Origin of the sequence: Aminobacter sp. SR38, assembly GCF_014843375.1 — a bacterium.
Classification (GTDB): Bacteria; Pseudomonadota; Alphaproteobacteria; order Rhizobiales; family Rhizobiaceae; genus Aminobacter; species Aminobacter ciceronei.
The window spans coordinates 559,657-586,411 of sequence record NZ_CP062112.1 but is presented as its reverse complement, the minus strand read 5'-3'; the positions used below and the strand labels follow the sequence as shown (position 1 = coordinate 586,411).

The 26,755-nt window shown below is 63.2% G+C and carries 30 protein-coding genes; 15 read left to right on the top strand and 15 right to left on the bottom strand.

Annotated elements, in window-relative coordinates:
* Window positions 1–6: 6 nt before the first annotated feature.
* From IG197_RS02920 to purC, 4 genes are all read right to left on the bottom strand, one after another.
* Window positions 7–414, bottom strand: coding sequence for a hypothetical protein (locus IG197_RS02920; RefSeq protein ID WP_192316831.1), 408 nt, complete (start codon window positions 412–414; stop codon window positions 7–9).
* A 44-nt stretch (window positions 415–458) separates the two neighbouring features.
* Entirely contained in the window at window positions 459–1,133 is a 675-nt protein-coding gene (purQ, locus tag IG197_RS02915) for a phosphoribosylformylglycinamidine synthase subunit PurQ (protein ID WP_185910145.1), read from the bottom strand.
* A gap of 1 nt (window position 1,134) precedes the next feature.
* Window positions 1,135–1,377, bottom strand: a complete 243-nt coding sequence (purS, locus tag IG197_RS02910; protein ID WP_067966646.1) for a phosphoribosylformylglycinamidine synthase subunit PurS — start codon at window positions 1,375–1,377, stop codon at window positions 1,135–1,137.
* 71 nt (window positions 1,378–1,448) lie between these two features.
* Window positions 1,449–2,216 carry a phosphoribosylaminoimidazolesuccinocarboxamide synthase gene (gene purC / locus IG197_RS02905; protein ID WP_067962607.1) on the bottom strand — a complete coding sequence of 256 codons (768 nt, stop codon included), beginning with the start codon at window positions 2,214–2,216 and terminating at the stop codon, window positions 1,449–1,451.
* A 286-nt stretch (window positions 2,217–2,502) separates the two neighbouring features.
* Here purC and IG197_RS02900 point away from each other — a divergent pair, with 286 nt between their 5' ends.
* Together IG197_RS02900 and IG197_RS02895 are read left to right on the top strand one after the other, a co-directional pair.
* Window positions 2,503–2,823 carry a DUF1476 domain-containing protein gene (locus IG197_RS02900; RefSeq protein ID WP_067962605.1) on the top strand — a complete coding sequence of 107 codons (321 nt, stop codon included), beginning with the start codon at window positions 2,503–2,505 and terminating at the stop codon, window positions 2,821–2,823.
* A gap of 135 nt (window positions 2,824–2,958) precedes the next feature.
* The gene (locus IG197_RS02895) at window positions 2,959–3,729 is read left to right on the top strand and encodes an HpcH/HpaI aldolase/citrate lyase family protein (RefSeq protein WP_192316829.1); all 771 of its coding nucleotides are present in this window, start codon (window positions 2,959–2,961) and stop codon (window positions 3,727–3,729) included.
* On the opposite strand, the gene IG197_RS02890 is transcribed toward IG197_RS02895, so the two are convergent.
* The gene (locus IG197_RS02890) at window positions 3,726–4,280 is read right to left on the bottom strand and encodes an alpha/beta hydrolase (RefSeq protein ID WP_192316827.1); all 555 of its coding nucleotides are present in this window, start codon (window positions 4,278–4,280) and stop codon (window positions 3,726–3,728) included. The two genes, IG197_RS02895 and IG197_RS02890, sit on opposite strands and share 4 nt — an antisense overlap.
* A gap of 46 nt (window positions 4,281–4,326) precedes the next feature.
* On the bottom strand, window positions 4,327–4,719 hold the full coding sequence (locus tag IG197_RS02885; RefSeq protein ID WP_246765291.1) for a GNAT family N-acetyltransferase: 393 nt from the start codon (window positions 4,717–4,719) through the stop codon (window positions 4,327–4,329).
* Window positions 4,720–5,069: 350 nt separating this feature from the next.
* Between IG197_RS02885 and IG197_RS36140 the strand changes: the two genes are divergently transcribed.
* The 4 genes from IG197_RS36140 (at window position 5,070) to IG197_RS02865 (ending at window position 7,199) form a co-directional block, all read left to right on the top strand.
* Window positions 5,070–5,252 carry a hypothetical protein gene (locus tag IG197_RS36140; RefSeq protein WP_246765290.1) on the top strand — a complete coding sequence of 61 codons (183 nt, stop codon included), beginning with the start codon at window positions 5,070–5,072 and terminating at the stop codon, window positions 5,250–5,252.
* A 105-nt stretch (window positions 5,253–5,357) separates the two neighbouring features.
* Window positions 5,358–6,155 (top strand): class III extradiol ring-cleavage dioxygenase, encoded by a 798-nt coding sequence (locus tag IG197_RS02875; protein WP_192316825.1) that lies wholly within the window; start codon window positions 5,358–5,360, stop codon window positions 6,153–6,155.
* A 50-nt stretch (window positions 6,156–6,205) separates the two neighbouring features.
* Window positions 6,206–6,565, top strand: coding sequence for a diacylglycerol kinase (locus tag IG197_RS02870; RefSeq protein ID WP_067962590.1), 360 nt, complete (start codon window positions 6,206–6,208; stop codon window positions 6,563–6,565).
* 40 nt (window positions 6,566–6,605) lie between these two features.
* Window positions 6,606–7,199 (top strand): hemerythrin domain-containing protein, encoded by a 594-nt coding sequence (locus tag IG197_RS02865; RefSeq protein ID WP_192316823.1) that lies wholly within the window; start codon window positions 6,606–6,608, stop codon window positions 7,197–7,199.
* Here IG197_RS02865 and IG197_RS02860 read toward each other — a convergent pair.
* Both IG197_RS02860 and IG197_RS02855 read right to left on the bottom strand, forming a co-directional pair.
* Window positions 7,196–7,777: a DedA family protein gene (locus IG197_RS02860; RefSeq protein ID WP_192316821.1), complete on the bottom strand. Its 582-nt coding sequence runs from the start codon at window positions 7,775–7,777 to the stop codon at window positions 7,196–7,198. The genes IG197_RS02865 and IG197_RS02860 overlap by 4 nt on opposite strands.
* On the bottom strand, window positions 7,774–8,337 hold the full coding sequence (locus IG197_RS02855) for a DUF1003 domain-containing protein (RefSeq protein WP_192316819.1): 564 nt from the start codon (window positions 8,335–8,337) through the stop codon (window positions 7,774–7,776). The genes IG197_RS02860 and IG197_RS02855 overlap by 4 nt, the downstream gene beginning before the upstream one ends.
* 99 nt (window positions 8,338–8,436) lie before the next feature.
* Between IG197_RS02855 and IG197_RS02850 the strand changes: the two genes are divergently transcribed.
* The 4 genes from IG197_RS02850 to IG197_RS02835 are packed head-to-tail and all read left to right on the top strand — an operon-like array spanning window position 8,437 to window position 12,598.
* Window positions 8,437–9,150 carry a DNA-3-methyladenine glycosylase I gene (locus IG197_RS02850; RefSeq protein ID WP_192316817.1) on the top strand — a complete coding sequence of 238 codons (714 nt, stop codon included), beginning with the start codon at window positions 8,437–8,439 and terminating at the stop codon, window positions 9,148–9,150.
* Window positions 9,151–9,203: 53 nt separating this feature from the next.
* The gene (locus IG197_RS02845; RefSeq protein ID WP_192316815.1) at window positions 9,204–10,883 is read left to right on the top strand and encodes an NAD+ synthase; all 1,680 of its coding nucleotides are present in this window, start codon (window positions 9,204–9,206) and stop codon (window positions 10,881–10,883) included.
* 44 nt (window positions 10,884–10,927) lie between these two features.
* The gene (locus IG197_RS02840) at window positions 10,928–11,347 is read left to right on the top strand and encodes a GNAT family N-acetyltransferase (protein ID WP_182573857.1); all 420 of its coding nucleotides are present in this window, start codon (window positions 10,928–10,930) and stop codon (window positions 11,345–11,347) included.
* Between the two features lie 9 nt (window positions 11,348–11,356).
* On the top strand, window positions 11,357–12,598 hold the full coding sequence (locus tag IG197_RS02835; protein ID WP_192316813.1) for an MFS transporter: 1,242 nt from the start codon (window positions 11,357–11,359) through the stop codon (window positions 12,596–12,598).
* Between the two features lie 4 nt (window positions 12,599–12,602).
* On the opposite strand, the gene IG197_RS02830 is transcribed toward IG197_RS02835, so the two are convergent.
* Genes IG197_RS02830 through IG197_RS02820 form a run of 3 tightly spaced genes read right to left on the bottom strand, consistent with a single transcriptional unit; the run spans window position 12,603 to window position 13,955 of the window.
* Entirely contained in the window at window positions 12,603–13,223 is a 621-nt protein-coding gene (locus IG197_RS02830) for an ATP-dependent Clp protease proteolytic subunit (protein ID WP_067962570.1), read from the bottom strand.
* 37 nt (window positions 13,224–13,260) lie between these two features.
* Window positions 13,261–13,644 carry an SRPBCC domain-containing protein gene (locus tag IG197_RS02825; RefSeq protein ID WP_067962567.1) on the bottom strand — a complete coding sequence of 128 codons (384 nt, stop codon included), beginning with the start codon at window positions 13,642–13,644 and terminating at the stop codon, window positions 13,261–13,263.
* Window positions 13,641–13,955 (bottom strand): helix-turn-helix transcriptional regulator, encoded by a 315-nt coding sequence (locus IG197_RS02820; RefSeq protein ID WP_067962565.1) that lies wholly within the window; start codon window positions 13,953–13,955, stop codon window positions 13,641–13,643. Before IG197_RS02820 ends, IG197_RS02825 begins: the two co-directional genes overlap by 4 nt.
* 341 nt (window positions 13,956–14,296) lie before the next feature.
* Here IG197_RS02820 and IG197_RS02815 point away from each other — a divergent pair, with 341 nt between their 5' ends.
* Together IG197_RS02815 and gltX are read left to right on the top strand one after the other, a co-directional pair.
* The gene (locus IG197_RS02815; RefSeq protein WP_192316811.1) at window positions 14,297–16,099 is read left to right on the top strand and encodes an ABC transporter ATP-binding protein; all 1,803 of its coding nucleotides are present in this window, start codon (window positions 14,297–14,299) and stop codon (window positions 16,097–16,099) included.
* Window positions 16,100–16,270: 171 nt separating this feature from the next.
* Window positions 16,271–17,644 carry a glutamate--tRNA ligase gene (gltX, locus tag IG197_RS02810; protein ID WP_192316810.1) on the top strand — a complete coding sequence of 458 codons (1,374 nt, stop codon included), beginning with the start codon at window positions 16,271–16,273 and terminating at the stop codon, window positions 17,642–17,644.
* Here gltX and IG197_RS02805 read toward each other — a convergent pair.
* The 3 genes from IG197_RS02805 to IG197_RS02795 form a co-directional block, all read right to left on the bottom strand.
* A complete protein-coding gene (locus IG197_RS02805) occupies window positions 17,562–18,602 on the bottom strand; it encodes a DUF2865 domain-containing protein (protein WP_192316808.1) in 1,041 nt (346 codons plus the stop codon). The genes gltX and IG197_RS02805 overlap by 83 nt on opposite strands.
* A gap of 130 nt (window positions 18,603–18,732) precedes the next feature.
* A complete protein-coding gene (locus IG197_RS02800; RefSeq protein WP_192316806.1) occupies window positions 18,733–21,051 on the bottom strand; it encodes an NADP-dependent malic enzyme in 2,319 nt (772 codons plus the stop codon).
* 240 nt (window positions 21,052–21,291) lie between these two features.
* Entirely contained in the window at window positions 21,292–22,071 is a 780-nt protein-coding gene (locus tag IG197_RS02795; protein ID WP_192316804.1) for an SDR family oxidoreductase, read from the bottom strand.
* Between the two features lie 117 nt (window positions 22,072–22,188).
* Between IG197_RS02795 and IG197_RS02790 the strand changes: the two genes are divergently transcribed.
* Together IG197_RS02790 and IG197_RS02785 are read left to right on the top strand one after the other, a co-directional pair.
* Window positions 22,189–23,010 carry a UDP-2,3-diacylglucosamine diphosphatase gene (locus tag IG197_RS02790; protein WP_192316803.1) on the top strand — a complete coding sequence of 274 codons (822 nt, stop codon included), beginning with the start codon at window positions 22,189–22,191 and terminating at the stop codon, window positions 23,008–23,010.
* Between the two features lie 313 nt (window positions 23,011–23,323).
* Window positions 23,324–24,544, top strand: a complete 1,221-nt coding sequence (locus IG197_RS02785; protein ID WP_192316801.1) for an MFS transporter — start codon at window positions 23,324–23,326, stop codon at window positions 24,542–24,544.
* Here IG197_RS02785 and dgcA read toward each other — a convergent pair.
* Complete coding sequence (gene dgcA / locus IG197_RS02780) at window positions 24,506–25,489, bottom strand: N-acetyl-D-Glu racemase DgcA (RefSeq protein WP_192316799.1); 984 nt, start codon at window positions 25,487–25,489, stop codon at window positions 24,506–24,508. The two genes, IG197_RS02785 and dgcA, sit on opposite strands and share 39 nt — an antisense overlap.
* A 77-nt stretch (window positions 25,490–25,566) precedes the next feature.
* Here dgcA and IG197_RS02775 point away from each other — a divergent pair, with 77 nt between their 5' ends.
* A complete protein-coding gene (locus tag IG197_RS02775; protein WP_067962538.1) occupies window positions 25,567–26,754 on the top strand; it encodes an ABC transporter permease in 1,188 nt (395 codons plus the stop codon).
* Window position 26,755 lies beyond the last annotated feature (1 nt).

Genomic DNA, 26,755 nt, shown 5'->3' with positions numbered 1-26,755 from the left:
GAGTGATCAGGCGGCCGCGCCGCAGGATGCGTCGCCGCTGCGCCAGCGATTGATATCAGAGCCGATGCGGGCGCCGAGCGCTTCGCTCATCAGCGGACCGAACACCTGGACCTGGCTCGAATTGCCTTGCGCCTGCACGACAAGCAGTGGGCGCGCGCCATACTGCTTGGCGGGAACAAGCAGGAACCGCGGCGTGCCGCCGAAATTGTTGAGCTCATTGGCCATCTGGTACTTCTTGAAGGCCGGATCCTTGCTGGCGAACCAGCATTTGTGCGCAGCGATCGCCACCTGTTCCATCGAACGCAGCGAAGCGCTCTTGCCGGATGACGAGGGCGGCGGCGTCTTCGGGCCGGAATTGCAGGCGGCGAGGCCGATGACCGCGGCCGTTGCCGCCAGAATCCGCAGAGTCTTCATGCGCCGATACCAGCCTTTTTAGAGGGTGAGGGGAGGAGGTTCGCTCAGGCTGCCTTGGGCAGCCCGAGTGCGCTCTCGAACAACGCGCGGCCATCGTCGCCGCCATGCGCTGCCTCGATCAGGTTTTCCGGATGCGGCATCAGTCCGAGCACGTTGCCCTTGTCATTGATGATGCCGGCAATGTCGTTGATCGAGCCGTTCGGGTTGGTGCCCTCGGCGTAGCGGACCACGACCTGGCCTTCGCCCTCGATGCGCGCCAGCGTCTCGGGATCGGCAAAATAGTTGCCGTCGTGATGCGCCACCGGGCAGCGGATGATCTGGCCGGCCGCGTAGTTGCGCGTAAAGGCGGTGTTGGCGTTGGCGATCTCGAGCTTTACTTCGCGGCAGACGAACTTCAGCGAAGCGTTGCGCATCAGGGCGCCCGGCAGCAGGCCGGCCTCGACCAGGATCTGAAAGCCGTTGCAGACGCCGACGACCTGCACGCCCTTGGCGGCCTTCTCGGCCACCGCGCGCATCACCGGCATGCGGGCTGCGATCGCGCCGCAACGCAGGTAGTCGCCGAAGGAGAAGCCGCCGGGAATGGCGATCAGGTCGACATCGGGGATTTCGGTGTCGGTCTGCCAGACGGTAACGGGCGCCTTGCCCGAAATCTTGGTCAGCGCCGCGATCATGTCGCGGTCGCGGTTCAGGCCGGGGAGGAGAACGACCGCTGATTTCACGTCAGGCAATCTCCACTGCGTAATTCTCGATAACCGTGTTCGCCAGAAGCTTCTCGCACATGGCGTTGAGGTCGGCTTCCGCCTTGGCCTTGTCGGCGCCGTCGATTTCGACGTCGAAGACCTTGCCCTGGCGTACCGAACCGACGCCGCCGAAGCCGAGGCCGTCGAGCGCATGTTCGATTGCCTTGCCTTGGGGGTCGAGCACGCCGTTCTTGAGGGTGACGGTGACGCGGGCCTTGATCACGGGCATTTCACTCCGGAGCAGAAATGGAAAACAGTCGGGCGCGAAGTTACTCGCGCCCGTGCTTGGATTTGTCAGTGCTTGACGAGGACCGGCCCGGTCGGACGGGGCGTCTCGTTCTCGTTCATGATGCCGAGACGGCGCGCCACTTCCTGATAGGCTTCGACCAGCCCGCCCATGTCGCGGCGGAAGCGGTCCTTGTCGAGCTTGTCCTGGGTGGCGACGTCCCACAGGCGGCAGCTGTCGGGCGAAATCTCGTCGGCGACCACGATGCGCATCATGTCGCCCTCGAACAGGCGGCCGCATTCGATCTTGAAGTCGACCAGCTGGATACCGACGCCCATGAACAGGCCGGAGAGGAAGTCGTTGACGCGAATGGCCAGCGCCATGATGTCGTCGATTTCCTGCGGGCTCGCCCAGCCGAAGGCCGTGACATGCTCTTCGGAGACCATCGGGTCGTCGAGCGCGTCGGCCTTGTAGTAGAACTCGATGATCGAGCGCGGCAGCACGGTGCCTTCCTCGATTCCGAGGCGCTTGGCCAGCGAGCCGGCGGCGACGTTGCGGACAACGACCTCGAGCGGGATGATCTCGACTTCCTTGATCAGCTGCTCGCGCATGTTGAGCCGACGGATGAAGTGGGTCGGAATGCCCATGCGGTTCAGGTGGTTGAATATGTGCTCGGAAATGCGGTTGTTGAGCACGCCCTTGCCGTCGACGACTTCATGCTTCTTCTTGTTGAAAGCGGTGGCGTCGTCCTTGAAAAACTGGATCAGGGTACCCGGCTCGGGGCCTTCATAAAGGATCTTGGCCTTGCCTTCGTAGATGCGGCGGCGACTCTTCATTTGATTGTTTCTCTGGTTGGAAGGGTGGACGGCAAGCTACCGGTCCCTTTCTCACGCCGCAAAGCCGCGGCGGCTGTGGGTTTCAAGGCCGGTCTCTATCTTAATCGGGCCAATTGCTCAATCATCATTTCCTGCCAATTAACGCCTTTTGCTGCGGAAATGCCGCACCGCACAGGCAAACAGCTCAAAAGAGACGTATTGACCGGGCGGCGGGCTTTTGGTTTGAGGAAGTCGATATCATATGCACCGGAAGTCGAATCGATTTCCCACTCCCTGGAGGATTGCCATGAGCAACATGAAGGACCGCGAAGAAGGTTTTGAGCGCAAGTTCGTCTTCGACGAAGAACTGCGCTTCAAGGCAAACGCGCGGCGCAACAAGGCGCTCGGCCTCTGGGCTGCCGAAAAGCTTGGCAAGTCGGGTGCCGACGCCGAGGCCTACGCCAAGGAAGTCGTGGTTTCCGACATCGAGGAAGCCGGCGACCATGACGTCTTCCGCAAGATCCGCGCTGATTTCGACGCCGCCGGCGTCGACCAGTCCGATCATCAGATCCGCCGCACCATGGACGAGCTGATGGCGCAGGCGATCGACCAGATCAAGAACACCTGATCAAGACCAAATGCTGGATGCCGGGGCGCGAGTTTCTGCAGCCCTGGACCAACGAACCGCCCGCATCCCGGGCGGTTTTTGTTTGCGCCGACGCCAGCTTCCGGTTGAAATGGCTACGACCTGAGGGAGAGAAAGATGTCGCTTGCCGAGAGACTGCACGCCAACGAGACCATCATCACCGCCTGGTCCGGCGTGCCGGATGCGCTGACGGTCGAAATCCTTGCCGGGCAAGGCTTCGATGCCGTCACCCTCGACATGCAGCATGGCGGCCACAATGAAGACAGCGTGCTGCGCTCGATCGCGCCGGTGCTCCGGGCGGGCAAGCATTCGATCGTCCGGGTTCCGGTTGGCCGATTCGACATGGCGAGCCGCGCGCTCGACTTTGGTGCCGAGGCGGTCATCGCGCCGATGGTCAATTCGGTCGAGGATGCCCGGCGCTTTGCCGCCGCGATGAAATATCCGCCGCTCGGCGAACGCTCCTGGGGCCCAACCTTCGCAGCACCGCGTCACGGCAGCAAGGATTCGGTCAAGTGGCTGAAGGAAAGCAATGCCCGCACCGTTTCCTTTGCCATGGTCGAGACCCATGCGGCGGTTGCCGTGCTCGACGGCATCCTGGAAACGCCCGGCATCGACGGTATCTTCCTTGGGCCGGGTGATTTCTCCATCGCCTGGACGAAGGGCGAGACGATCAACTCGACACTCGAAGCGATGATGGAAACGGTCGCCGATGTCGGCAGGCGGACCCGTGCCGCCGGCAAGCATGCCGGCATCTACGTCACCGATCCCAGGATCGCGGGACGTTTCGTCGACATGGGTTACCAGTTGCTGGCGACAGGCTCCGAGCACCAGCTGATCGCGGCCGGCGCCGCGGGTCTTCTGGCGGACCTCAAGAAGTCTTTGGGCTAGCTTTCCAGCCGCGACAGGAACTGCGCGAATACCATCGATCCCTCCGGCCACGGCCCATGGCCGGAATCGGCGTTGATGTGGCCTGAATCGCCGGCGTCGATGAACAGCGAGCCCCAGGCCGCCGCGATGTCCTCGGCGACGTCGAGCGCGCAATACGGGTCGTTGCGGCTAGCGACGACGACTGACGGAAACGGCAGCGGATCGCGCGGGTAGGGGCCGAAGGTCATCAGGTGCTTCGGCTTGAGGGCCGGGTTGGACACATCAGGCGGCGCCACGAAGAAGCCGCCGGCCACGAATTTCTTGAAGCCTGGAATGGCGTGGATGACCGTCGGAATGCCGAGCGAGTGGGCAACGAGCACCACCGGCCGCTCCGCCGCGTTCACTGCCTTGACGACCTTGTCCGTCCAGTCCCCGCGGACCGGCTTCGACCACTCGTCCTGCTCGACGCGGCGTGCGGTCGACAGCTTTTCTTCCCAGCGGCTCTGCCAGTGGGCGGGCCCCGAATTGGTGTATCCGGGCACGATGATGATATCGGCGTCTTTTACCTTCATGTCGCGGATGTAGCGATCCGACCTTGCTGGTGCAAGACGGTGCAGCTCACAGTTCCATGTGCACGATCTCGATCGGGTCGCCACCGACACCATGGGAGAAATAGCCTCGCTCGATCGCGCGAAAGCCGTGGCGGAGATAGAAGCCCTCGGCATTGACAGTCGATTCTATCCGGACCGGCCCTTCATGGTTCCTTCGTGCATTCCGGATGCCGATTTCGAGCAGTTTTTTGCCGAGACCTGATCCTGCCGCGTCGGCAACAAGGAACAGCCGCGTCACCTCACCTGGCTCGGAATCGACGAAGCCGACGATCCTGTCGCCTCGCTCGGCAACAACCATCAGCCCTTTGGCAATGAGGGCTTCGTAAGTGTCCGGCGTCCGATCGCCCACCCATCCGGCAGTCTGTTCGGCGGAATAGTGCTCCTTCGCCAGCTCACGCACGAATGTCGCGTCACGTCAAACACCGCTCGTCCGTCCCCGCTCCGTGCCGGCCTGAGCGTTGTTGTATGTTCATTGTCGTTCATGACGTGCACCACGATCGCATTTATGAGTAGCCGGCCTGGGATGGGATTGTCTCGGGTGTTTGCCGACTGGCACAACGGAACTGTTGCCGACGATCCAGAGCCGGTCGCGCAATTTTTGCAACATGTGCCGGAAGCAGAGCGGCCACTACTACGCTGCAACCAATATCAATGACGACATGGTCGATATCGAAGGCGGTGAGAACGTGACGTGGTTTGCCGCGTCAAGCTTCGCCCGGCGCGGCTTCTGCAGTCGTTGCGGCATCGGTGATGCTCTGGAAGCCGAACGACGAAGGCTACGTTTCGATCATGGCCGGTTCGTTCGAGGAGTCGTCGTCGCTGGTTGGCGGCTATCACATCTTCATCGCCGACAAAGGCTCATATTACGAGGTCGATGACGACTTGCCGCGATACGAACGGTCGTCGCCTTCGCTCAAAGTGCTGGAGGATTGAACGGGAGACTGTCGATCGTTCTCGATTGTTGAACGCTTCGTCGTGGTTCGGCGCTCTGCTCGAAACAGTGAGGAGCGCGTATATTTCAGGGCAAGGAGACATGACATGACCTCGTTGCCCACACTTTTCATTTCGCATGGCGGCCCCGACATCGTTTTGGCCGACACGCCGGCGCGCCATTATTTCGAAGGCCTCTCGGGTCTCGTCGAGAAGCCCAAAGCCATTGTGATCGTCTCGGCGCATTTCGAGACCGACGGCGTCGCCGTCGTGACGGACCCCAAGCCGGGCATGATATACGATTTCGGCGGCTTCGCGCCCGAGCTCTACAAGATGATCTATCCGGCCGTCGGCGAACCTGCCCTGGCCGAAAGAGTGTTCGGCATGCTCGATCAAGCCGGCCTGAAGCCGCATACGTTCGAGAAGCGCGGCTATGACCACGGCACATGGACGCCGCTCAAGCTGGCGTTCCCCGACGCCGACATTCCCGTGGTTCAGGTGTCGATCGACCCCAGTCGCGATGCCGCTTGGCATCATGCCATCGGCAAGGCGCTGGCGTCATTGCGCCACGAAGGCGTACTGCTGATCGGCTCAGGCCACATCACCCACAATCTGCGCGCCTATTTCAGTCGGCTTCGGCGCGGAGCCGAACCCGATCCCGCGCTGGGCGGCAAGGTGCATGCGTTCACCGAATGGTTCGCCGACAGGCTGGCGCTCGGCGATACCGAAGCGCTGCTGCACTGGAAGGACAAGGCGCCTTTCCCTGGGGAGAACCACCCGACCGACGAACATCTGATGCCGATCTTCTTCGCTTACGGTGCGGCAGGTGAGGGTGCGAAGGGCCGTCGCGTGCACGATTCGGTCGATCACGGCTTCTTTGCCAACGATTCATATCTGTTCGACTGAGCGTCGAGCCGCTAAATGATGCCGCTTCGATCGAATTGAAAGGGCATTCCATGGAGCGGCTGGTCAAGGCTTTCCAGAACTCGGTGCGGGCATTCTCGCGACTGATCCGCTCCGAGGCGGCATTCCAGCAGGAAATCATGCTGCTCGTCGCAGCCCTGCCGATCGGCTGGTTCGTGGCAGGCACCTGGGGCGGCTACGCGCTGCTGATCGGATCGATCCTGTTCCTGATCACAGTCGAGGTGCTGAACACCGGCATCGAGGCGGCGTGCGACGCCGTCAGCCGCGAATTCAACATCGACATCCAACTTGCCAAGGACTGCGGCTCGCTCGCCGTGCTGATCTCGATCGTCATCGTGCTGGGCGTCTGGGTCTATGCCATCGCCGAGCGCCTGGCCGGGCTTCCGATCTGAAGGTCGCGTACCTACATGTCGGTTACCAAAGGAGACCGACATGGCTGACAAGGCCGATATCCACCACCTCGAGACGCGCGCCGGCCTGCCGGAGGACCTGCGTTGGCTCGTCGCCAAGTATCCGCGCGAGGACTGGCGCGCCCACGACAACGTCCATGGCATGGCCTCGATGTGGCTGCAGCGTCACGACATGTTCCGCGAGCTGGGCGGCATGCTGACCGCAGGCATTGGCGATTATCGCGAGGGCCGCATGGACGCGCAGCAATTCGCCCGCTGGTTCGCGCCGCGGCTGAACCATTTCCTCGGCAATCTCGATGGCCACCACAATGTCGAGGACCATCACTATTTCCCTATCTTCGCCAAGGCCGAAAGCAGGCTGAAGCGCGGCTTCGACATCCTCGATGCAGACCATCACCTCATCCACGAGGCGCTGGAGCGCAATGCCGGTTCGGCCAATGCATTCATTCGGGCGCTGCAGGAGAACGAGGACAAGCAACGTTTTGCCGCCGATGCCTATGCCGACGAGAATGCGCGGCTTGTCGCAATGCTGACGCGACATCTGGATGACGAGGAAGACCTGATCATTCCGCTCATCCTCGATCGCGGCGACCGGGAACTCGTGGGCTCGGACTAATCCGTCGGTTGCTTCCGGGCGATGTGGCGGGCCAACAGCCACGTTGCCAGCGCAACGGCCACGCCGATGCCGAGTCCCAGAAACAGCCGGTGGTGCGCCTTCAGCATATCGCCAAGGATATGCTCGGCGCCAAGGCCGAATACGTAGCCGAGGCTGACGAAGATGCCTGCCCAGACGAGCGCGGAGAGGCCGTTGAGCGCAAGAAACAGCGGAACCGGGATGCGCGACAGGCCTGCGGCGATGCCGCCGGCGAGCCGCATGCCGTAGACATAGCGGTTGCCTAGCACGAACAGGTTGGGATGTGCCTGCACCAGGCGGAAGGCATGGCTGAAGCCGGGCCTGCGGCGCAGCAACCGCACCCATTTATGGTTGGAGAACCGCCGTCCGAGGATGAAAAAAAGCGTGTCTCCCAGAAAGGCGCCCGTCGCTGCCACGGCAAAGGCGTTCCAGGGTTCGAAAAATCTTTGGTGGGAAAAGAAGCCGCCGAGGATGGCAAAGCTCTCGCCTTCGGCCATGCAACCGATGAAGACGGCGAGGAGCCCGAAGCGTTCGACGAGGTGATGGAGCGTGTCGATCATCGGGTGGGCGACTGACCTGCGGAAGCGTCGGCGATACGCTGGACCTGGACGGTCAGCTGCTGCACCTGCTCGCGCAACAGGATGATTTCCTGGAAGCGGATTTCGTCAAGCTTCTCGTGCAGTGCCATGATCTCGATCTCGGCCTTCAGGTTGACGGCATAGTCGTGCGAGGCATCGATGCGGTCGCGTTCGGCCTGCCGGTTCTGCGACATCATGATGATGGGTGCCTGGATGGCCGCGAGCATAGACAAGATAAGGTTGAGGAAGATGAACGGGTAGGGATCGAACGAGCCGGATCCCAGCAGCCAGGCATTGAGCACCGTCCAGACGACGAGGAAACCGAGGAAACAGAGGATGAAGCTCCAGGAGCCGCCGACGCGGGCGATGCCGTCGGCAAGTCGCTCGCCCAGGCTCTCATTGTGAGCGACGCTGTCATTGACGTTGCGGGAAACCGGCTGCCGATCGATCGCGCTCTGCAGGACCTTGTGCTCGAGTTCGCTCAAATGCTCCGGTGCGCGCTTCAGCCATCTTCCGGCAAGGTCAGCCACAGTCTTGTTCATTTGCACGCCCCCGCTTTCCAACCGGCTGCTTGGCAGCCACGAATCCTTATATGAAGATGGCTGGCGATGTCGCCAAGATGCGGTTGCGGGGGGAATGGAATGATGGACTTCGCCAGGATCAGGGTGCGCGCTGAGGAGCGCAAGGGCGGCGATGCGGTGCTGAAGTCGCTGCTGGGGCCGGCGTTCGACAATACGACGCTTGCCAAGGTCCCTGACGACCGGATCCTGTCGACGATGGCGGAGCGTGTTTTTGCCGCCGGTTTCGTCTGGCGTGTCATCGAGCAGAAATGGCCCGGCTTCGAGGAGGCTTTCCTTCATTTCGAGCCGAAGCGGCTGCTGTTCCAGCCCGATGACTTCTGGCACGACCTCGCCTCCGACAAGCGCATCGTGCGCAATCCGCAAAAGATCCGCTCGGTGCGCGACAATGCCGCCTTCGTCGAACGCGTCTCGCAGGAGCATGGCAGCTTCGGCAAGTTCTTGGCTAGCTGGCCGGCCGACGACCAGGTCGGGCTGACGGGCTATCTGGGCAAGCACGGCAGCAGGCTCGGCGGCAACACCGGCCAATATCTGTTGCGCTGGCTGGGCTGGGACACGTTCATCCTGTCACAAGACATGATCCTGGCCCTGCGCGACGCGGGGCTCGACATCGGCGAGGCAGCGTCCTCCAAGAAGGATCAGGCCAAGATCCAGGCTCAGATCAACGAATGGGCAAAGGCGACCAAGCTGCCACGGGCGCATATCTCGCGCATCCTCTCCATGTCGATCGGCGTCAACCGTCCGGCCGAGGAATTGGCGAGCTACATGGGCGAATGATGGCCCAACCGAACTCGATTGCCCGACTTCACAACGCAGGCTAAACCGCTGACATGACGAAAAAATCTCCCGACATCCTGCGCATCGCCGTTGCCCAGCTCAACCCGACGGTCGGCGACATCAACGGCAATCTCGCCAAGGCGCGCGAGGCGAGGGCGGACGCGGCGCGACAGGGTGCCGATCTGGTGTTGTTCACCGAACTTTTCCTCGCCGGTTATCCGCCGGAGGACCTGGTGCTCAAGCCGGCCTTCCTGGCTGCCTGCGAGCGTGCGGCGGAAGATTTCGCCAAGGACACATCGGACAATGGCCCCGGCGTCATCATCGGCGTGCCGCTCAAGCGCAAGAGCGGCGTGCACAACGCGGTCGTCGTTGCCGATGACGGCAAGATCGTTGCCGAGCGCTTCAAGGTCGACCTGCCTAACTATGGCGAGTTTGACGAAAAGCGTGTGTTCCAGCCCGGTCCCGACATGCCGGGTCCGATCAATTTCCGTGGCGTTCGCATCGGTATCCCGATCTGCGAGGACATCTGGGGTGAGCTCGGCGTCTGCGAGACGCTGGCCGAGAGTGGTGCTGAAATCCTGCTCGTGCCCAACGGCTCACCCTATTATCGCGCCAAGATGGACGTGCGCCATCAGGTGGCGATCCGTCAGGTGATCGAGAGCGGCCTGCCGCTGCTCTATGCCAACCAGCTCGGCGGGCAGGACGAACTCGTCTTCGACGGCGCCTCCTTCGCCATCAACGCCGACCATTCGCTGGCGTTCCAGATGAGCCAGTTCGAAGAGACGGTGGCGATGACAACCTGGAAGCGCGGCGACGAAGGCTGGGCCTGCGTCGAAGGGCCAATGTCGAAAATCCCCGAGCGCGAGGAGGCCGATTATCGCGCCTGCCTGCTGGGCCTGCGCGACTACGTCAACAAGAACGGCTTCAAGAACGTCGTGCTTGGCCTTTCCGGCGGCATCGATTCGGCGATCTGCGCGGCACTCGCCGTCGACGCGCTCGGCGAGGAGCGGCTCAGGGCGATCATGATGCCTTATCGCTATACCTCGAAGGATTCGCTCAAGGACGCCGAGGATTGCGCCCGGGCGCTCGGCTGCCGTTACGACATCGTGCCCATCCATGAGCCGGTCGACGGTTTCTCGCATGCGCTGACGCAGCTGTTCGAGGGCACCAAGGAAGGCATCACCGAAGAGAACCTGCAGAGCCGCGCCCGCGGCACGATCCTGATGGCGGTGTCCAACAAGTTCGGCTCGATGGTGGTGACGACCGGCAACAAGAGCGAGATGTCGGTCGGCTATGCCACGCTCTATGGCGACATGAATGGCGGCTTCAATCCGATCAAGGACCTCTACAAGATGCAGGTCTATGCGCTGTCGCGCTGGCGCAACACGCATGTGCCGCCGGGCGCGCTCGGCCCCTCGGGCGAGGTCATTCCGAAAAACATCATCGACAAGGCGCCGTCTGCGGAACTCAGGCCCAACCAGACCGACCAGGATTCGCTGCCGCCCTATCCGGTGCTCGACGACATCCTCGAATGCCTGGTCGAGAACGAGATGGGCGTCGACGACATCGTCTCCCGCGGTCATGATCGCGATACGGTCCACAAGATAGAGCACCTGCTCTACATCGCCGAATACAAGAGGCGGCAGGCAGCACCCGGGGTGAAGATCACCAGGAAGAATTTCGGCCGCGACCGCCGCTACCCGATCACGAACAGATTCAGGGATCGTGGCTAAGTCGCTGGAACTGAACTGAAAACCGCCAGCAGACCGGAGGGTTCATGACCGAGGTCGAGATCAGTTTCGACGTGTCGCGCATCGACTTCGACAAGACGTCGGACGTCATCAAGGCGAGCTATTGGGGCGAGGGCCGGACCGACGACATCCATCGCCGGGCCTTCGACAATTCGCTGTGCCTGGGCGCTTATATCGACGGCGAGCAGGTCGGTTTCGCCCGCGCCATCACCGACTATGCCTGCTTTGCCTATGTCGCCGACGTCATCGTCTGGCCTGAGCGGCGCGGCCTCGGCATCGGCAAGAAGCTGATCCAAGCGCTCATCGACCATCCTGAGCTTGCGAGCGTGACCGGCTTCTCGCTCAGAACCTCGGACGCGCACAGCCTCTATGAACAATTCGGCTTCGTGACCTCGACTGACGGCATGTACATGCGCCTGTCGAGGCAGCCGGCAGCCCAAGGATAGACCAGAGGCGTGTCCTACATCTCCTTCGTTCGGGACAATCCGCGCTGGCTGGTCGGCGGGTTCCTGCTCACCTTCTTTTCGACCTTCGGCATGACCTCGTTCATCGCGCTGTCGGCCGGTGACATCCGTGGCGATTATGGGCTGTCCCATGGCGAGTTCGGCACGCTTTACATGGTCGCCACGCTGGCCAGCGCCTTGAGCCTGCCGCGGCTCGGCCAGATCGTCGATCGCTTCAGCGCACAGAAGGTGGCGCTGTTCATCGTGCCGATGCTGGCGCTGGCGAGTGCATCGATGGCACTGTCGCAACACCTCGTCATCCTGTTCGTCGCCATCTATCTGCTGCGGCTGTTTGGCCAGGGCATGATGGTGCACACCGCCTACACCGCAACCGCGCGCTGGTTTTCGGCGCAAAGGGGGCGCGCGCTGTCGACCGTCATCCTCGGCCACAACGCCGGCGACGCTATCATCCCGATGGGTTTCGTGCTGATCGCCGCCTCCGTTGGCTGGCGCAACGGCTGGCTGCTTGCGGCAGCAATGATTGCCTTCATCGCCCTGCCGGCGATCGTGCTGCTTGTCGCCGTGGACCGTAAGCCGCGCTCGTCCGATCCCGTGGCACGCCAGATCGACGCGCGCGACTGGACGCGCGCCGAGGTGGTTCGCGATCCGATCTTCTACGTGCTGCTGCTCGGCGTCATGGCGCCGGGGCTGATCGTGACGACCTTGTTCTTCCACCAGGTCTATCTGGTGGAATTGCGTGGCTGGTCGCTCGAGGTCTTTGCCTCATCCTTTCTGGTGACGGCGGTGGTCAACGCCGCCTTCACGCTTGTCGTCGGCCAGCTCATCGACCGCTTTTCCGGCGTCTCGCTGCTGCACTTCGTGCTCTTGCCTCTGGGGCTGGCCTGCCTGGTGCTGGGCCTTGTCGACGCGCAGTGGAGCGCCTTCGGCTTCATGGCGCTGCTCGGCATCTCGAATGGCCTGTCGACGACGCTGTTCGGTGCCATATGGCCCGAAGTCTATGGCCTCAGGCACCTTGGCTCGATCAGGGCGCTGATCGTTTCTGCCGGCGTGTTCGCCTCGGCAATCGGGCCGGGCCTGACCGGGTTCCTGATCGACGGCGGCGTCAGCTACCCCGGCCAGATCGTGGCGATGGCGGTCTACTGCTTGGCCATTTCCTTTGTTCTGCTGTTGGCTTCGCGGCGGATCCGCGCGCGAAGCCATGTTCAGCCGGCACCAGCCGTGGTTGGCGTTTAGCCGACTACTTCCCGGATATGCTCTCCACGGTCTCGCGGCGGTCATAGACGTGGTCGACGATACCCCAATCCCTGGCTTCCTCCGCCGTGAAGAAGTAATCGCGGTCGAGCACGCGCGCCACTTCTTCCTCGGTGCGCCCGCAATGCTCGGCATAGAGCCTGGTCATGCGCCGCTTGAGCTTGATGATGTCTTCGGCATGGCGCTCGATGTCGGAGGCTTGGCCACGGAAGCCGCCGGAGGGCTGGTGCAGGATTACGCTCGCATTGGGCAGGGCGATGCGCCTGCCGGGTGCGCCGGCCATCAGCAGGAACGAGCCCATCGAGCCCGCCGTGCCCATGCACAAAGTCGATACGGGGCAGCGGATGAACTGCATCGTGTCATAGATGGCAAAGCCGCTGGTGACCACGCCGCCCGGGGAGTTGATGTAGAACGAGATTTCGCGGGTAGGGTTTTCCGACTCAAGGAACAGCAGCTGCGCGCAGATCAGCGAGGCCGAATTGTCGTCGACCTCGCCATTGAGGAAGACGATCCGCTCGCGCAGCAGCCGGGAAAAAATGTCGAAGGAGCGTTCGCCGCGCGGCGATTGTTCCACCACCATAGGGACGAGTTGCATCGTGTCGCGCATGCGCGAATTTCCTTTCATCAATGGAGACTGTTTGGGCTTAGGCGGCGGCGCGCATCAGCGGCGGGCTGTTCGAATTCGCCGGCGAAGCAATGGTTCTGGCCGTCTCGACGCTATGGGTCAGGCGGAACCACGTGCCGCCGTCCGGCTGCGCTTCGAGGTCGAAAGTCACGACCGTTTCGGGTTCGCTCACCGTTGCGTCGTTCCAGGCGTAGCGAACGCGCGAGAACGGCAGAGCCTCGATGATGCGGTAGGCCGGGCCGGTCGTATCAGCGGTGACCTTGTCGGCCGCCGGCACATCGAGCCAGGTTGCGACGAACTCCGGTACCGTCAGCGCGCGCCAGACCTTTTCAGGCGTGGCTTCCAGTTCGCATTCGACGACGATGGTGTCGTCTGTCTCTTCCTGCCTTTGGGCGTCCGTCATTGGTCCATCTCCTTGAGCAGTGTCTTCAGCCTCTCGACACGTTCCGGCCAGAAGCTGCGATAGCGGGTGAGCCAGTCGAAAAGCGGCCGCAGCCCGTCGGGGTTGACGCTGTAGTTCACATGCCGGCCGGCACGCGCTTCCTTGATCAAGCCTGCGCCGCGCAGCACGGCGATGTGCTGTGAGATCGCTGGCTGTGAGATCTCCAGCCCCTGGCGTAGTTCCGTCGCGTTTTTCTCGCCTGCTGTCAGTCGGTCCAGTACGGCACGGCGGGTGGGATCGGACAGGGCGCGGAATATCTCGGATTCGTTCATGGAAATGAGATAAGCATGGACTTATCTGTTGCGCAAGTGCCACCCAATGATGCCTGCGAAACTGGCACAACACGCTTCGGTCCAGCGCGGGGGTTGGCTAAGCAAAAATGCTTCGATATAAGCAAATTCTTCGCGGCCACTATCAGGGAGGTCTGAATGCCAGAATATGACATGTCCTCCCGGGGTTCACGCCGAGGTCGTTGACCTCGCGAACCACCTTCGGCGTCCCTTTTATCTGACGCTGCCGTACCGCGACTTCCTGATTGAGCAAGAATTATTCGTCGCGCCTTTGAACATCTTTTTTCCAGGGGTGGCGTCGGGTTTCGGCGCCTCAACGCATCATGGCTCGTTTTCGTATCGACCTGCGCGGCGGCGCTTTCCGCAGCGTTCTGGGTTTCACTTTCAGGCACTGGCAACGCCAACCGGCCCGGCTCGTCGTTATCTCGGCGGCCGTGCTCATTTCGACGATGGCCGACGTGTTGACGCCGCTCTATTCGGGCCGGCTGATCGACGCCGTCGCCAGTGGCGCGGCGACTGACGAGGTGGCATGGAATGCGGCGCTCGCCGCTTTCTTCACCTTGCTGGCACTTGCCACTGGCTCGCTGGTGTTCCGCCACATCGCCTTTGCCGGCATCATCGAGTTGACGCTCAAGATGATGTCCGACATCGCCCAGGATGCGTTCCACCGCGTCCAGCGCTTCTCGACCGACTGGCACGCCAACAGCTTCGCCGGCTCGACAGTGCGCAAGGTGACGCGCGGCATGTGGGCGCTCGACCTGCTCAACGACACGCTGCTGGTGGCGCTGCTGCCGTCCTTCGTGATGCTTGTTGGCTCGACCATCCTGTTGGGATGGCACTGGCCGATGATGGGCCTGATCATTGCCGTGGGCTCGCTGGTCTTCATTACCCAGACGGTGGTGATGTCGCTCGGTTTCGTCGCCCCGGCGGCCAGCCTTGCAAACAGCTGGGACACGCGTCTCGGCGGCTCCTTGGCCGACGCCGTCAGCTGCAATTCGGTGGTCAAGGCCTTTGGCGCCGAGGAGCGTGAGGAAGGGCGTCTCGCCAAGGTGATCGCCAAGTGGCGTCACCGCACGGGGCGCACCTGGATGCGCGGAACGATCAACGGTACGTCGCAGAACATCACGCTGGTTCTGCTGCGCGCCGCGATCATCGGCTTCGCCCTTTTCCTGTGGTCAAGCGGGCAGGCCAGTGCAGGCGATATCGCCTTCGTGCTGACCTCGTTCTTCCTGCTCCAAGGCTATCTGCGCGATGTCGGCATGCACATCCGCAACCTGCAGCGTTCGGTCAATGACATGGAGGAACTCGTCGACATCCAAGGCCAGCCTCTCGGTGTGGCCGATCGGCCTGGCGCCAAGCCGATCCAGATCGGCGACGGCGGCATCGAGTTCAAGCATGTGACGTTCCACTACGGCACGCATGCGAACCCGCTCTACCGGGACTTCTCGGTGTCGATCAAACCAGGCGAGCGCGTCGGTCTCGTCGGCCATTCCGGTTCGGGCAAGACGACCTTCGTCAAGCTGATCCAGCGGCTGTACGATGTCGGCGGCGGCAAGATCACCATCGACGGGCAGGACATCGCCAAGGCGACACAGTCGTCGCTGCGCTCGCAGATCGCGATCGTGCAGCAGGAGCCGATCCTGTTCCACCGCTCGCTGGCCGAGAACATCGCCTACAGCAGGCCGGGCGCGACGCAGGCCGAGATCGAGCGCGCGGCAAAGCTCGCCAGCGCGCACGAATTCATCCAGCGTCTGCCCAAGGGTTATGGCACGCTGGTCGGTGAGCGTGGCGTCAAGCTGTCGGGCGGCGAGCGCCAGCGCGTGGCGATTGCCCGTGCCTTCCTGGCCGATGCGCCGATCCTGATTCTCGACGAGGCGACATCCAGCCTCGATTCGGAATCGGAGGTGCTGATCCAGCAGGCGATGGAGCGCCTGATGGTCGGGCGCACGACGCTGATCATCGCGCACCGGTTGTCGACGGTGAGGGCGCTCGATCGGCTGCTCGTCTTCGATCGCGGAGAGATCGTCGAGGAGGGCCGGCACGAGGCGCTGGTACGCCGCGAAGGCGGCATCTACCGCCGCCTGTTCGAACGCCAGGCGCTGGAGCTCACCAAAGGGCTCGTCTAGATCTGGAGCGGGCCGCGAGAGATCGCGGCCCGTTCGTCATGCTGAAGCGGCCCGCAAGAAGATGTAGCCCCATTGGTCGGCTTCCATTCGCGCTCTGGTTGCTTTATTTCTGGTGCAGAGGTGCGGGGGCGCCGCCTTGTCAACGCAAAAGCCATCCGCTACGCCCCGATCATGACAGTTACAGTTCGCTTCGCCCCTTCGCCCACCGGCCGCATCCACATCGGCAATGCGCGCACCGCCTTGTTCAATTGGCTCTTCGCCCTCAAGCACAAGGGGCGGTTTGTCCAGCGCTTCGACGACACCGATGTCGAGCGCTCGCGCCAGGAATTCGCAGACTCCATTCTCTACGACCTGCATTGGCTCGGAATCTTTCCCGACCAGACCGAATACCAGTCGCGCCGCTTTGCCAGCTACGACGCCGCCGTCGACAAGCTCAAGGCATCAGGCGTGCTCTATCCCTGCTATGAGACGCCCGAGGAGCTCGACCTGCGCCGCAAGGTGCGGCGGACGCGCGGCCTGCCGCCGGTCTATGGCCGCGAGGCGCTGAAGCTCACCGATGCCGAGCGCCTGTCCTACGAACATGACGGGCGCAGACCGCACTGGCGTTTCCTGCTGCCCAATTTCGTCTCCGATCCGTTCGAGACCCAGCGCACCGACGTCCATTGGACCGACATCGTGCGCGGCGAGGAGACCGTCGATCTGGCGTCGCTGTCCGATCCGGTGCTGGTGCGCGAGGACGGAACCTATCTCTACACGCTGCCATCGGTGGTCGACGATATCGAGATGGAGATCACCCACGTCATCCGTGGCGACGACCATGTCACCAACACCGGTGTTCAGATCGCGCTGTTCCGCGCGCTCGGCGCCGAGCCTCCTGTTTTCGGTCACCACAATCTGCTGACGACGGCGTCCGGCGAGGGCCTGTCCAAGCGCACAGGTGCGCTGTCGATCGAGAGCCTGCGCGACGGCGGCATCGAACCGATGTCGGTTGCCTCGCTCGCCGTGCTTGTCGGCACGTCGGAGAATGTCACCGCGGTGCCCAACCTTCGCGACCTTGCCGAGAAGTTCGATCCGGCCGCGACCTCGAAATCGGCGGCGAAGTTCGATCCTGAGGAACTGGTGGTGCTCAATCGGGCGCTGCTGCACCACATGTCCTTTGACGAGGTGCGTGATCGCCTGATGGTGCTCGGTGTCAGCGGCAACCATGCCGAAGCGTTCTGGATGGCCGTTCGCGGCAATCTTGACAGGCTCCAGGACGCCGTGGCGTGGTGGCGCATCCTGCGCGAAGGGCCGCAGCCGGCTGCCGAGATCGCCGACGAGGACCGCGAATTCGTTGGCCAGGCGCTCGACCTTCTGCCCGAAGAGCCGTGGGACGGCAATGTCTGGAAGGACTGGACGACCAAGGTGAAGAAAGCGACCGGCCGCAAGGGCAAGGCGCTGTTCATGCCGCTCAGGCTGGCGCTCACCGGTCTTGAGTCGGGCCCGGAACTCGCAGATCTGTTGCCGCTTGTGGGTCGGGAAGGAACGTTGGCCCGACGGCCCTGACCTTGCGGTTGGGATCTGGTGCCGGACGAGGCACCACCGGCGCCTGCGGTTCCTCCACCGGCCTGGCCTGCGGGGTGCTCGGTACCGGGCGTCCTTCGCCGGCGATGACCGAAAAATTCCTGTCCAGGCTGACATTGCAGCCGCAGGCCGGAACGCGCGGCAGGTCGAGGCGCTTGTAGCGATAGGCTGTCGCAAGATTGCGGTAGGGCTGTCCGGAGCGGGCTGAAACCATGCTCTCCTGTGGCTGGCCGGCATTGAGGTGATAAAACAGCTCGATCTCGGTTCCAGGGCAGCTGGCTTCGCAATTCTTCTCGTCGCGCTGGAAATCCGAAACATCGGCTGCATTCGACATCGGGAAGAAGTATCCGTCGCAGGTGCGCACGCACAAGGTACGGTATTCGCCCAAGCCTTGTTGCTGGCTGCGGCCGATGACGATGTGCTGCGGATAGCTTTCATTGAAGCTCAGGCTGGTCGCCTCGCCGCCGCGGATGACGGTCGCGCCGGCTTGCTCCGTCGCGGGATCGTTGCTTGCGCCTTCTTCCGTCTTCTCGCCCTGGTCGTTGCAACCCGCGAATTGCATCGCATCAAGAATGCGGATGCGCTCGCGCCGGACGTTCCTGTTCGGTCGCGCGGTCTGGCCGTCGAGCTTGCCGAGATTGTCCTGCATCTCAGCGATCTTGGCATTCAGCGCGGCGCACTGAGCGATGACGTCGCCCGAGATCGCCCTGTCGCAGCCGAGGTCGGAAGCCCTGATGCGGGCGAGGTCGATCTGGTCTTGCTGGGTGGCGGCGGCAGCGGCGAACTCGTCGGGTTGGGCGAAGCTGCCGGTTGCCTGGGTCGGCAAGTTGGCCAGTTCGACCTCGAGTTCTAGGCATTCCGCCGAGACTGCTTGCGACAATCCGGTGGTCAGCAATGACACGGCGACTGCGGCCAACAATGCGATGGCTGGTCGCTTCACCGGGAATTTGCTTCTGCCGCGCCCGAACATCCCGCTTTCCATCGCCGCGCGACGCGCGGAACATGCCCAGTTCGAACCCTAGCGCCGACGAGGTTAACCGTTTCTTTGGAGACGGCTAACCCGTGCCCGATCAGGACGCCGCGTGCGCGCGCTGCGACGCTTCGACGACGGCGAGTGCCGTCATGTTGACGATGCCGCGCGAGGTAACCGAAGGCGTCAGGATGTGTGCCGGCTGCGCGGTGCCGAGCAGGATCGGCCCGACATGCAGCGCGTCCATCATCGTCTTGACCGTGGTCAGCGCAATGTTCGCCGCATCGAGATTTGGGAAGACCAGCAGGTTGGCTTCGCCCTTCAGCGTCGAATGCGGATAGACGCGCTGGCGCAGCACTTCCGACAGGGCGGAATCGCCATGCATTTCGCCGTCGCTGGCGAGTTCCGGCGCGATGCGCTTCAGGATCGCCGCCGCCGCCCGCATCTTCTGCGCGCTTTGCGAGTCGCGTGACCCGAAATTCGAATGCGACAGCAAGGCCGCCTTGGGCTCGATGCCGAAACGACGGATCTCGTCGGCCGCCAGCATCGTCATCTCGGCGATCTCTTCGGCGGTCGGATCGACGGTCACGTAGGTGTCGGTGAAGAACAGCACGCCGCGCTGCGAGATCAGCATCGACAGCGCCGACAGATCGCGATCCTTGACGCCGTCGCGGGCGCCGACGATCAGCGTGACGTTGCGCAGGTGCCGCTCAAAACGGCCTTCCAGGCCGCAGATCATGGCATCGGCATCGCCGCGCTTCAGCGCGATGGCCGCGATGACCGTGTTGTTGGTGCGCACCATGGTGCGCGCCGCCTCGGGCGTGATGCCCTGGCGGCCGCCGAGGTCGATCAGGTGGTCGACATAGTGACGGTAGCGTGGATCATCCTCGGGATTGATGATGTCGAAGTCGACAGCCGGCCGGATGCGCAGACCGTAGCGCTTGATGCGGACCTCGATGACATGCGGACGCCCGATCAGGATCGGCTTGGCCAGCCCTTCCTCCAGCACCACCTGGGCGGCGCGCAGCACGCGCTCGTCTTCGCCGTCGGCGTAGATGACACGCTTGGATGTTGCCTGCTTGGCGTTGGAGAAGATCGGCTTCATCACCAGGCCGGAGCGGAAGACGAAGCGGCTGAGCTTGTCGACATAGGCGTTGAAGTCGGCGATCGGCCGGGTCGCCACGCCGGTTTCGCAGGCCGCCTTGGCAACGGCAGGCGCGATCCTGAGGATCAGCCTGGGGTCGAAGGGCGAGGGGATCAGGAAGTCGGGGCCGAAGGTCGGCGTCTCGCCGGAATAGGCGCGCGCCGCGACATCGGACGGTTCTTCGCGCGCGAGCGCAGCAATTGCGCGCACGGCAGCCATCTTCATTTCTTCATTGATGGCACGCGCGCCGCAATCGAGCGCGCCGCGGAAGATGTAGGGGAAGCACAGGACGTTGTTGACCTGGTTCGGGAAATCAGAGCGTCCGGTGCAGATCATCGCGTCGGGACGGGCGGCGCGCGCCACTTCCGGCATGATCTCGGGATTCGGGTTGGCCAGCGCCAGGATCAGCGGCTTGTCCGCCATCTCCGACAGCAGTTCCGGCTTCAGCACACCGGCTGCCGACAGGCCGAGGAAGACGTCTGCGCCGCCGATGACATCAGCCAGGACGCGCGCGTTGGTGTCCTTGACGTATGGGTCCTTCCAGCGGTCCATCTCCTCGACGCGGCCCTTGTGGGCGACGCCGAAACGGTCGGTGACCCAGATGTTCTCGACCTTGGCGCCGAGGGACACCAGCAGGTTGAGGCAGGCGAGTGCCGCGGCACCAGCGCCCGAGGTGACGATCTTGACGTCCTCGATTTTCTTGCCGGCGAGTTCCAGGCCGTTGAGAACGGCGGCCGCGACGATGATCGCGGTGCCGTGCTGGTCGTCATGGAAGACCGGGATGCGCATCTTGGCTTTGAGCTGCTCCTCGACTTCGAAGCACTCTGGGGCCTTGATGTCCTCGAGGTTGATGCCGCCGAAGGTCGGCTCGAGCGCCGCGATCGTGCTCACCATCTGCCCGATCTCGGGCGCGTCGATCTCGATGTCGAAAACGTCGATGCCGGCGAATTTCTTGAACAGAACGGCCTTGCCTTCCATCACCGGCTTGGATGCCAGCGGGCCGATATTGCCGAGACCGAGCACGGCTGTGCCATTGGAAATCACGGCGACCAGATTGGCGCGGCCGGTATAGTCGGCGGCGGTCTCGGGATCATCCTTGATGGCGAGACAAGGGGCGGCGACGCCGGGCGAATAGGCCAGCGCCAGGTCGCGCTGGTTGCCGAGAGGCTTGGTCGCCTGAATCTCGAGCTTGCCGGGAATGGGGTGCTTGTGGAAGAAGAGCGCGGCCTGATCCAGATCGGACAGTGCTTCCTTCTTCTTGTCTTCCCCAGCCATGTCCCGCTCCTTCAGAATCCAACAGCAAAGGCCGTTATTAGCACGGCCAGCACGATTTTCGAGGCTTCAACGGCCAAATGGACGTTGAATCACTTTCAAGCGCCGGAACTGCAATCATTCCAGCGACTTGCGGGTGGCGGTTGAGAGATTGATTCGGTCTTTTGTGAGGCTTGGCTGAAACAGCGCGTCCTTGCGACGCGCTGTTGGCTGCCTTTGGGATAGGTTCGTGCCGCCGTGAGCCTAGAATGAGCTCACGTAAAGCCCGCCGTCGACAGGAATGTTCTGGCCGGTCATGTAGCCTGCATGGGTCGAGCACAGGAAGGCGCAGATCTGGCCGAATTCTTCCGGCGTACCGAGGCGGCCGGCTGGTATGCCGGCGCTGAGGCGGGCGCGGCGCGCAGCACCTTCCGCCGGATCCTCGATGCTGCCGGGCTCGTGCGGGCCGCGCAGGCGGTCGGTGTCGAGCTTGCCGGGCAGCATGTTGTTGATGGTGACGTTGCGGTCGGCGACAGTGCGCGCAACGCCTGCCAGGAAGGCTGTCAGGCCGGCGCGGGCGCCGGAGGACAGGTCGAGGCCGGGGATGGGCGTGTAGACCGACAACGAGGTGATGTTAACGATGCGGCCGAAGCCACGCGCCGCCATGCCGTCGATGACAGCTTTGATCAACTCGATAGGCGTGACCATGTTGTTGGTGACGCCGGCAAGGATCTTCTCGCGGTCGAGCTCTCGGAAGTCACGGTAGGGCGGACCGCCATTGTTGTTGACCAGAATGTCGGGGTCAGGGCAGGCGGCGAGCAGGGTCTTCTGGATCGCCGGATCGGAGATGTCGCCGACGATTTCGGTGACCCGCACGCCGTAGCGTTGACGAATTTCGGTTGCCGTGCGGCTCAGGATGACGGCGTCGCGGCCGTTGAGGAACAGCTCACAGCCGGCTTCGGCCAGCGCCATCGCGCAGCCCTTGCCGAGTCCCTTGCTCGAGGCGCAGACGATTGCCTTCTTCCCGCTGATGCCGAGATCCATGATCGTTCTCCTGTCGGTGATGACCCAGCCTAGAACTGCCCGGCCAAAGCCGCAACCGTCATACGGCTGTTGCATGAATCTGGGCATAGCCACGGCAAAAGCAACGGGTCGATTGCCATGTCCGGCACGAGCACACGCAATTTTCGCACGCTGTTCATCTCAGATGTGCATCTGGGATCGAAGGGAGCGAAGGCCGATTTCCTGATCGACTTCCTGCGTCACCACGAGGCCGAGAAGATCTTCCTCGTCGGCGATATCGTCGATGGTTGGCGCCTGCGCCGGTCCTGGCATTGGCCGCAGACGCACAACGACGTCGTCCAGAAATTGCTGCGCCAGGCGCGCAAGGGCACCGAAATCACCTACATCGCCGGCAATCATGACGAGTTCGCCCGCAATTTCCAGGGCGTGCATTTCGGCGGCATCGTCGTTGCCGATCGGGCCATCCACGAGGCGGCCGACGGCAAGCGTTTCCTGGTCATCCATGGCGATCAGTTCGACGCAGTGGTGCAGAACGCCCGCTGGCTCGCCTATCTCGGCGACTTCGCCTATGACGCGGCGATGGCGATGAACCGGCTGGTGGCGCGCTTCCGCCGCACCTTCGGTCTGCCTTACTGGTCGTTTTCGTCCTGGGCCAAGGTCCGGGTCAAGAAGGCCGTCAACTTCATCGGCGCCTTCCAGGACGTGCTGACCGACGAGGCGCGGCGTTCGGACGTGGACGGCGTCATCTGCGGCCACATCCACCATCCGACGATCGAGAATTTCGACGGCATCCAGTACATCAACACCGGCGACTGGGTCGAAAACTGCACGGCGGTCGCCGAGGATTTTGATGGCAGCTTCGTCATCCTGCACTGGCCGCACGTGCTGGCGGGCAAGCTGGTCAACGAACCCTTCGTGCCGATGGTCGTCGATCAGCGCGCCGACAAAGCAGCCGCCTGAACGGAACGACATCGATGTGCAGCTCCAGATATGCCTCGCGCCCATGGCGGGATGGACCAGGTCATGCGGCAATTGCCGCGCCGCGCGTTGCCGAGACGCTGCTAAGACGGGCACGGCGGCTCGGCGCGCACCACTTGCCGATGGAAGCGCAGGCCATGCCGCGCCTTGGCCGATAAGGCCGTGGCAGCTGGCCCAAGCTTTGGGTAAATGCTCGGCCCCGTTGGCTTTCGTGGCGTGGCCGCCCATGGTAAGGGATCAGGCAAATCGGTGAGGCTTGGTTGGTTCGGGTCGCGCCCGGACACGCTTACCCACCATGACATTACCGCCACTCACGCCAGAGCAGCAGGTCAAGCCACGACGCTTTGAACTGCGAATCTCCCTGCTTTTCGCAGCACTTTTCGTGCCGATGGGCGTGCATCTGCCGTATTTTCCGCTGTGGCTCGAAGCCAAGGGATTCGATCCCGAGCAGATCGCCATCGTGCTGTCGGCGCCAATGTTCCTGCGCGTCATCACAACTCCATTGATCGCGGCCATGGCCGATCGTGCCAAGGACCGCGCCAACGTCTTCATCTTCCTGGCTGCATCGTCCTTGCTTCTGTCGCTCGGCTATTTCCTCGAGCCGACCTACCTCATCGTCTTGGCCGTCTCGCTGGCGCTGGCGGTGGTGTGGACCCCGCATTCGCCGATAGCCGATTCGCTTGCGCTCTCAGGTGTCCGCCGCTTCGGATCGGACTATGCCGCCATGCGCATCTGGGGGTCGATCGCCTTCCTCGCCGGCAGCCTTGGCGCAGGCTTCATCCTGTCGCTGACCGGTGCGGACGCGGTGCCGGCGATCATCTCGATCGGCCTGCTCGGCTGCTTCCTGATGTCGTTCATCTCGCCGCGCCTTGGCCGACCGCGCAAGGCTTCACCGCTCTCGGCGACCGACATGCAGGCGGCGCCAAAGCTGTTCAACCGCTATTTCCTGCTGATGGCCGGCGGCACCGGCGTCATCATCGGCAGCCACGGCTTTCTCTATGGCTTCGTGTCGATCTATTGGAAGTCGCTCGGCATCAACGAAACGATCGTCGGGTTGCTGTGGAGCTGGGGCGTGGCGGCCGAAATCGTCATGTTCATGTTTTTCACGCGGCTGTTCGGCAACAGATCGACGGCACTGGTGCTCGTTCTGGCGGGCGCAGGCGCTATCGTCCGCTGGGTCGCATACCCGTTGATCTGGCCGCTCGGTCTGGGTGTACCTGGCTTCTTTGCCGTCCAGAGCCTGCACGCCGTGTCGACAGCGCTGGTTCTGATTGGCGTGCAAAAGCTGATCGCCGAGTCGGTTCCGGAAGAGCGCACGGGCGCTGCCCAGGGTGTTGCCTATTTCGCCAACGGCATGTCGATGGCGATCGTGACGCTGCTGTCCGGTCCGCTCTACCAGCGCTTCGGCGTCGACGGCTTCTATTTCATGGCGGCGGTCGCCGCCTGCGCTATCGTGCTTGTGCTGCTTGGATCCCGTTCAGCCCCAAAGTTCGGGCAGGGGCGGCGACACCATTGAACCCTCGTAGACAAGCCCCGGCGAACGGTCGCGCGCCAGGAGCAGCGGGCCGTCGAGGTCGACGAACTCGGCGCCCTGGGCGAGCAGCACCGCAGGCGCCATGGCGAGCGAAGTGCCGACCATGCAGCCGACCATCACCTGGAACCCGAGCGCGCGGGCCTGGTCGCGCAGTTCGAGTCCTGCCGTCAGCCCACCCGACTTGTCGAGCTTGATGTTGACGGCGTCGTAGCGGCCCTTGATCTCGGCGAGATCGGCGGCGATGTGGATGCTCTCGTCGGCGCAGATCGGCACAGGATGTGGGATGCGGCCGAGGATCTGGTCGGCGCCGGCGGGCAGCGGCTGTTCGATAAGCGCGATGCCGAGCTGGGCGGCAGCGGCAAGGTTCTCGGCGATGTTGGCATCGGTCCAGCCTTCATTGGCGTCGAGGATGATGCGGCTGTCGGGGGCGGCTTCGGTGACCGCGCGGATGCGGGCGATGTCGTTGTCGCCGCCGATCTTGACCTTGAGCAACGGCCGCGCCGCGTTGGCGCGGGCCTGGGCTGCCATAGTCTCGGGTTCGCCGAGCGACAGCGTGTAGGCGGTCTCGAGCGCCAGCGGCGCAGCAATGCCGAGCCTGTCCTTGACCGGCACGCCGCTCAACTTCGCTTCCAGGTCCCAGAGCGCGCAGTCGACGGCGTTGCGCGCTGCACCGGCTGACATCAGCGTCAGAAGGTCGGTGCGCGAAGCACCGTCCTCGATGGCGTGGCGCGCCTGTTCGATCGCCTCAGCCACGCTAGCCATGGTCTCGCCATAACGCTTGTAGGGCACGCACTCGCCGCGTCCGATGACGCCTGATTCGGCGATTTCGCAGGTTATGACCTCGGCTTCGGTCTTGGAACCGCGTGAGATGGTGAACGTTCCGGCGATGGGAAAACGCTCGTCAACGACCGAAAGGACACGCGTCATGAAAATCTGCTCCGTTCAACTGCTTGGCGCGGCTGCGAAAATCGACATGCCGCAGCCGACGCGTTAAGTAGTGTGCCATGTTGACCATCGGCAAACGGGAAGCAAGCGGCGGGGCAGCCGACGGCCGAGATCACCGGCCGCAGGTTGCTGTGGCGGAGCGCGAAGGCGTGCTCGCCTGTGTGTTCACCGGGATCTGGACCACCCGCACCGTTGCCTTCGTCGACGCCGAGATGCGCAATATCGAAGCCCGCAAGGGCTACAAGACCCTGGCGCTCGACCTCGGCGGCATCGAGAAGATCGACACCGCCGGCGCCTGGGTCATCGACAGGCTCGTCAGCGCCAATGAGAAGAAGGGCGTCGAGGTCAGGATGGAAGGCCACAGCGAGGTGGCCAAGATCCTGCTGGGCGCCGTCAGCGAGGCCGTGCGGCGCGAGGGCGAATCCGCCCCGGCTGGTCCGCCCAACATCGTCATGCGCATGCTTGAGGCTGTCGGCCGCCGCGTCTACGAGATGCGCGACGACTTCCTGTCGTCGATGAACATCCTTGGCGCAACAATTCGCGGCGCCCAGATGAAGCTCGGCCGTGGCCATGCTGTCAATCCGGCCGCCATCTTCAACCAGATCGACCGCATGGGCGTCGGCGCCATTCCCGTCGTCGTACTGATGTCGGCAATCGTCGGCGCCATCGTCGCCCAGCAGGGCGCCTACCAGCTGGCCTATTTCGGCGCCGATATCTTCGTCGTCGACCTGGTCGGTGTGCTGGTGTTGCGCGAACTCGGCGTGCTGATGACCGCGATCATGATCGCAGGCCGCTCGGGCAGCGCCATCACCGCCGAGATCGGCTCGATGAAGATGCGCGAAGAGGTCGACGCGCTGACGGTCATCGGGCTCAATCCCATCGGCGTGCTCGTGTTCCCGCGCCTCGTGGCCCTGGTCATTGCGCTTCCATGCCTCACCATCATCGCCAATTTCGCAGCGCTTGGCGGCGGCATGCTGGCGGCATGGCTCTATTCGGACATTCCGATTGCCGCCTTCATCGACCGCCTGCGCCTGGCAATCGACCTCAGCACCATCTTCGCCGGGCTGATAAAGGCGCCGTTCATGGCGCTCATCATCGGCACCATCGCTTCCGTCGAGGGCATGAAGGTCGGCGGCAGCGCTGAATCGCTTGGCCGCCACGTCACCGCGTCGGTGGTCAAGGCCATCTTCGTCGTCATCATCCTCGATGGCCTGTTTGCCATGTTCTACGCAGCGATCAACTTCTGAC